General features: G+C 38.3%; 5 protein-coding genes. 1 reads left to right on the top strand and 4 read right to left on the bottom strand.

The window, feature by feature from the left end:
* Positions 1-86: 86 nt before the first annotated feature.
* The 4 genes from def to AC1DPQ_RS15010 all read right to left on the bottom strand — a co-directional run bounded on the left by def (position 87) and on the right by AC1DPQ_RS15010 (position 4737).
* Positions 87-647, bottom strand: a complete 561-nt coding sequence (gene def / locus AC1DPQ_RS14995; RefSeq protein ID WP_029274882.1) for a peptide deformylase — start codon at positions 645-647, stop codon at positions 87-89.
* A 145-nt stretch (positions 648-792) separates the two neighbouring features.
* Positions 793-2025, bottom strand: a complete 1233-nt coding sequence (locus AC1DPQ_RS15000; protein WP_477580974.1) for a M16 family metallopeptidase — start codon at positions 2023-2025, stop codon at positions 793-795.
* A 26-nt stretch (positions 2026-2051) separates the two neighbouring features.
* On the bottom strand, positions 2052-2405 hold the full coding sequence (locus AC1DPQ_RS15005) for a hypothetical protein (protein ID WP_477580976.1): 354 nt from the start codon (positions 2403-2405) through the stop codon (positions 2052-2054).
* Positions 2406-2586: 181 nt separating this feature from the next.
* The gene (locus tag AC1DPQ_RS15010; RefSeq protein WP_477610016.1) at positions 2587-4737 is read right to left on the bottom strand and encodes a S9 family peptidase; all 2151 of its coding nucleotides are present in this window, start codon (positions 4735-4737) and stop codon (positions 2587-2589) included.
* Positions 4738-5090: 353 nt separating this feature from the next.
* On the opposite strand from AC1DPQ_RS15010, the gene proB reads away from it, so the two are divergent.
* On the top strand, positions 5091-6074 hold a 984-nt coding region (proB, locus tag AC1DPQ_RS15015; RefSeq protein ID WP_477610018.1), incomplete at its 3' end, for a glutamate 5-kinase.

Raw genomic sequence — 6074 nt, forward strand, 5'->3', positions numbered from 1 at the left:
AAAAGGGAAAACGTTTCCATTTTCCCTCTGATATCTTACAAAAGGGAAAACGTTTCCATTTTCCCTCTGATATCTTACATCAAAACTTATCTTTTCTTACTCTTATTCGGAAACTTCATTTTGTAATCTGTTTTGATATTTCCTTTCGAAATCGCATCCAGTTTGCTTTTAAGCATGGTTTTGCGAAGAACACTTACTTTGTCTGTAAATAATTTTCCTTCAATATGATCATATTCATGTTGGATTACGCGTGCAGGCATTCCGTCTACATCTTCAGTATGTTCTACCCAGTTTTCATCAAAATAGGTAATTTTGACATTCGGCTTGCGCATAATGTTTTCACGGATATCAGGAATACTTAAGCAGCCTTCGTTAAAACTCCAGGCCTCTCCCGTTTCTTCCAAAATTTCGGCATTGATAAATACCTTTTTGTAGCCCGGTGTGCCATCTTCATCTTCACCTGTATCAACAATAAACAAACGGATAGGCAAACCAATTTGAGGGGCAGCTAAGCCTACACCATTTGCATAATACATGGTGTCGAACATGTCGCTGATTAATTGTTTTAATCCTGGATAATCTTTATCGATATCGGTTCCTACCTTTTTTAAAACAGGATCACCGTAAGCTACTATTGGTAATTTCATTGTATTATATTTTTTTCAGATCTCAATCTGAGTTTGTTAATTAGTGCAAAATGCTGTCAGTCTGAGCCTGTCGAAGACCCCTAGTTAAGTCCTTCGACAGGCTCAGGATGACAAAACGAAAGATTTTGACTTACAAAAATAAGAATTATTCCTCTATTGGGCAGAAAGTAAAGATATTCAGTTGCTCGATATTTAAAATTTCATCCGTAACTTCTGCCATTTGCTTGGTGGTAACGGCATTTATTTTCTCAAAAACAGTTTCCAGAGAATCGATTTTGTTATGGTCGATCAGGCTTTTGGCCATCGAAATGATTAAACCGATCCTGTTTTCTTCACCCAAAGCAATCTGTCCGATAAATTTGTTTTTGGCTTTTTGTAACTGCAATTCATTTAAAGGATGTTCTCTGAGCTTTTTGATCTCCTTAAAGATTAAAGAGAGTGCTTTGGCCTGCTTTTCTTTATCTGTTCCAAAATAAATGGAAAAAATACCTGTATCGCTTAATGGAGAAAAATTGGACTCAATGGTATAGGCAATCCCATGTTTTTCTCTGATCTGTAGATTTAATACCGAACTCATTCCATTGCCGCCAAAGTAATTATTCAACAGCATTAAAGGCACCTTTTGCAATTGGTGCGTAGAATATGCCTGCCTGCCTAAAATACAGTGTGCCTGCATAATCGGCTTGTAGATAGTTGTATTGTTTTGTGCGATTATACCTGGCTTAACCCTTTCTTTGTTTGGATTATTCTCTTCAACATCAGCAAAATGTTTACTCCCTTTATTTACAACACTATTTAGGGTGTAATTGCCTAAAACGGCTACCACAATTTCGTTTGTGCGGTAATTGGCCTTTATGAAATTGATTACATCCTCCCTGGTAAAATGCTGAACGGATTCGGTTGTGCCCAAAATGTTATTGCCCAGTGCATGCCCAGCGAAAAGCATATCTTCAAAATCATCGTTTATGGCCTCTTCCGGTTGATCTAAATAAGAAGAGATTTCATCCAGGATTACACTTTTTTCTTTATCCATTTCCTCTTCAGGAAAGGTTGAGTGGAACAGAATATCGTTGAAAAGATCTAATGTTCTATCTAAATATGGATTTAAAAAAGAGGCGTGCACGCAGGTGTATTCTTTTGTAGTATAGGCATTTAGATCTGCCCCAACACTCTCCAAACGATTTAATATCTGGTTGGTGCTCCGTTTTTCGGTACGCTTAAAAATCAAATGCTCAATAAAGTGTGCTAAACCCGCTTTGTTTTCAGGCTCATCGCGCGATCCTGTGTTGACGATGATGCATGCGTGAGATATGGCAGAGGCCGAGGGCACATGCAGTAAGCGTATGCCGTTTGGCAAAGTGTGAACATTGTATTCCATTGGGGGGCAAAGATAAGGCTAATTGCTTACAAAGCCTCTGTATCTGGGTATTGCAATTGTAAAGCGGAAATCAATTTATTCTTGGTAGGCCTTTTGAGTATCAAAAAAATAAAATTAGCTGCACCAAATATCAAAAAGAATGAATTATGTGTCATAAAAAAACCAACAATATTGAAAAGAGCACCCCCTTCCAGCATTGCTGAACTAATGATAAACGCACTTTGATACATGTTAATCTTCGTATCGGCAGGAGCTTTTTTGTCGATTTTTGCCATTAAGTTTCTGTAAAAAAAGATGCTCGCCGAGATGGTGATCAAGCCCATAATTGGAAATATTGGGTTAAAAGGCGAAGTGGTTTTAGGGTTGGCATCAAAAAACATGATTTCGCGATTGAGAAAGATGGTTACTAGTGCAAAGAGGAAAACGCCAGCGCATAAAGCAAGGTGGATAATTTGGAGTGTTTTTAGTTTAGTGTTCATTGTGGGATGTAGCTTGATTTAAATTTTAAAAAGGATGTTCGTCATTCCCAACTTGATTGGGAATGACGAACCGAGTAAAAAATTATTTCGTTATCCCCTCCAACGAGAATAGAAACGCCCAGCGTAACGAAACATCTTTTAAATAATCGAAACGGCCTGATGCGCCGCCATGGCCAAATTCCATATTGGTTTTAAGCAATAATACGTTCTTATCAGTTTTAGTTGCCCTTAATTTGGCTACCCATTTAGCTGGTTCGAAATACTGCACCTGGCTATCGTGTAGGCCTGTAGTAACCAACATGTTCGGATAGGCCTTTTTCTCTACATTTTCATATGGAGAATAGCTTTTCATATAATCGTAAGCTGCTTTTTGTTTAGGATTTCCCCACTCGTCAAACTCATTGGTGGTTAATGGAATGCTTTCATCCAACATGGTGTTAATTACATCTACAAAAGGAACATCAGCAATAATACCGTTCCATAAATCGGGAGCCATATTAGCCACAGCGCCCATCAATAAACCACCTGCGCTACCTCCATGTGCATACAAATGGCCTTTTGATGTATATTTCTGATCAACCAGGTACTCGCCCGCTGCAATGAAATCGGTAAAGGTATTTTTCTTTTTCATCAATTTACCGTCTTCGTACCATTGGCGTCCCATTTCCTGTCCACCACGGATGTTGGCAATGGCGAAAACAAAGCCACGGTTTAATAGACTTAATCTTGGCGAAGAGAAGTTTGCATCTGTACTCGATCCATAGGATCCATAAGCGTAAAGCAGCAATGGTGCATGTCCATTCTTTTCAAAGCCTTTTTTGTAAACCAAAGCAATTGGGATTTTTGTGCCATCTTTTGCTGTCGCGAAAACTCGTTCCGTTGCATAATCTTTAGGATCGTAACCACCAACAACTTCCTGCTGTTTCATTAGTTTTTTATCCTTTTTCTCGAGGTCGTAATCGTAAACTGAGTTTGGTGTGGTTAAAGAGGTGTACGAATAACGCAGTGTTTTGCTGTTATATTCTGGATTTGCGCCAACACCGGCAGCGTAAACAGGTTCATCAAACTTGATATAATAATCGCTACCATCCTTCTTCAGTACGCGTAGCTCGGTTAAGCCATTTTTACGTTCTGATAATACCAGATGGTCTTTAAATTCTTCTCCATATTCGAGTAAAACATCTTTGCGGTTTGGAATAACCTCTTTCCAGTTTTCTTTTTCTGTTTTATCCAGAGGGCATTGCATCAAACGGAAGTTTTTGGCATTCCAGTTGGTTACGATGTAAAACTTATCATCTACGGTTAAAATATCGTATAAAACATCTTTTGAGCGTGGCGAAAATACTTTAAACGCTGCCTCTGGATGATCGGCATCAATCATTCTATATTCGGTAGTTAATGTTCCCTGCGACGCAATAAAAATAAAACGGCCATTTTTCGATTTCATTACGCCAATATAGTTGCTGTTGTCTTTTTCATCATAAACGACAGTATCTGTTTTAGCATCGGTGCCAAGTGTGTGTTTTTTAATTTTTTCGCTTAATAGTGTAATGGGGTTTTTCGAAGTATAGAAAAGTGTTTTATTATCATTTGCCCATGCTACCCCACCTTCGGTATTGGTAATGGCATCCTTTAACATTTCGCCGGTTTCTAAATTTTTAACATTGATGGTATATTGGCGGCGCGAAACCTGATCTACTCCAAAAGCTAAAAGTTTATTGTCGGGACTAACACTAAATCCGGTTGCGCTGTAATAGGCATGGCCTTTTGCCAGATTATCTACATCTAACAGTATTTCCTCAGCGGCCGATAAGCTCCCTTTTTTACGACAATACTTAAAATATTGCTGTCCGTCTTCGGTTCTGGTGTAATAGAAATATCCATTCTTGAAAACAGGAACAGATTCGTCTTTTTCTTTAATCCTCCCTTTCATTTCTTTAAACAGATCAGCCTGAAATTGATCTGTACTTTTCATCATCGTGTTGAGGTAAGTATTTTCAGCTTTTAAATAATTGACAACTTTTGTACTATCAGGCCCTTTTTTAAAATAATCGATCATCCAATAGTAGTTATCTACCACGGTATCGSCATGTATTGTTCTTTTATGCGGAATAATCTCTGCTATAGGGGCCTTGGCATCGGGCCATTTAATTGCTTTCATTTCTTTCTTTTGAGGGTTGTTACAAGCCGTAATTGCACTGAGCAATATTATGCCTGGTAAGATACGTTTCATAGTGGTTTGAGTTAGGGTGAATGCAATTTAATAATTTAGTTCAATAGTTCATTGGTCATTTGTTCATTGGTAGCGTGGCGGTTAACTGGTTAATTGTTTAAATCGGTTAACTTGTAATAAGCAAGCGGTACTTCTGACCTCCGTCACCAAACTTCGGACTTATAAAATAGTTCATTTGTGATTGGTTAGTGGCATGGAGGTTAATTGTTTAAATCGGTTAATCGACTCCAAACGCCAAACTCCCAACCCCAAACTAATTACCATTTTTGTAAAAAACCATTATGCCCATAGATAATCATCTGAATTAGAAAAATTGATGGTAAATTGCCACATCAAATTGCTTGAAAATAATAATGAAATTAGGGTACAAAAAAATAGTTGTTAAAGTTGGTTCGAATGTAATTACACAGGCGAATGGTTTGCCTGATGAAGCAAGGATTAAACATCTTGTGAATCAACTGGCCGATATAAAAAAACTTGGTATTGAGGTTATTTTGGTTTCTTCGGGTGCGGTAGCATCAGGCAGAAGTTTGATCAAGGTATCTGAAAAACAAGACGCCGTAACTACCCGCCAACTGTTAGCAGCCATTGGTCAGGTTAAACTGATCAATACCTACGCTAATTTTTTTGCAGCACATGAAATTCAATGTGCACAGGTTTTGGTTACCAAAGAAGATTTCCGCGACCGGGCACATTATTTAAACATGAAGAACTGCTTACAGATTTTGCTTCAAAATGAAGTAATCCCTGTGGTGAATGAAAACGATGTAGTTTCGGTTACTGAATTGATGTTTACCGATAATGATGAACTGGCTGGATTAATTGCTTCGATGTTAAATGCCGATGCCTTGATCATCCTGTCGAATGTAAACGGCATCTACAACGGCGATCCGAAAATGGAAGGATCGGCTGTTATTGAGGAAATTAATGGTTCGGTTGCTAATTTGGCCTCTTTTATCCAAACGGGTAAATCGCAATTTGGCCGTGGTGGAATGATTACTAAATCGACCATGGCGCAAAAAGTAGCAAAATTAGGCATAACAGTCCATATTGCCAACGGAACGCAAGATGATGTGCTCACTTCTTTACTAAACAATGAACTGGTGCACACACGCTTTGTTCCCGAAAAAAGTAAATCGGGCAAGAAAAAGTGGATTGCCCATTCTGAAACTGCTGCTACGGGCATTGTGAAATTAAACGATGGCGCAAAAACAGTATTAACCTCTGGTAAAGCCACCAGTTTGTTGCCCGTAGGGATTATCGAAATACAAACAGACTTTTTAAAAGGCGATATTATTAAAATTATTGACGAAAAAAACAATCTCATAGGGCTCGGG

Source organism: Pedobacter sp. 01T416_2 (genome assembly GCF_056398925.1).

Excerpts from the sequence above, each read along its gene's own strand:
- def (WP_029274882.1), bottom strand. The coding sequence starts at position 647 with ATGAAATTACCAATAGTAGCTTACGGTGATCCTGTTTTAAAAAAGGTA.
- AC1DPQ_RS15000 (WP_477580974.1), bottom strand. The coding sequence starts at position 2,025 with ATGGAATACAATGTTCACACTTTGCCAAACGGCATACGCTTACTGCAT.
- AC1DPQ_RS15005 (WP_477580976.1), bottom strand. The coding sequence starts at position 2,405 with ATGTTTTTTGATGCCAACCCTAAAACCACTTCGCCTTTTAACCCAATA.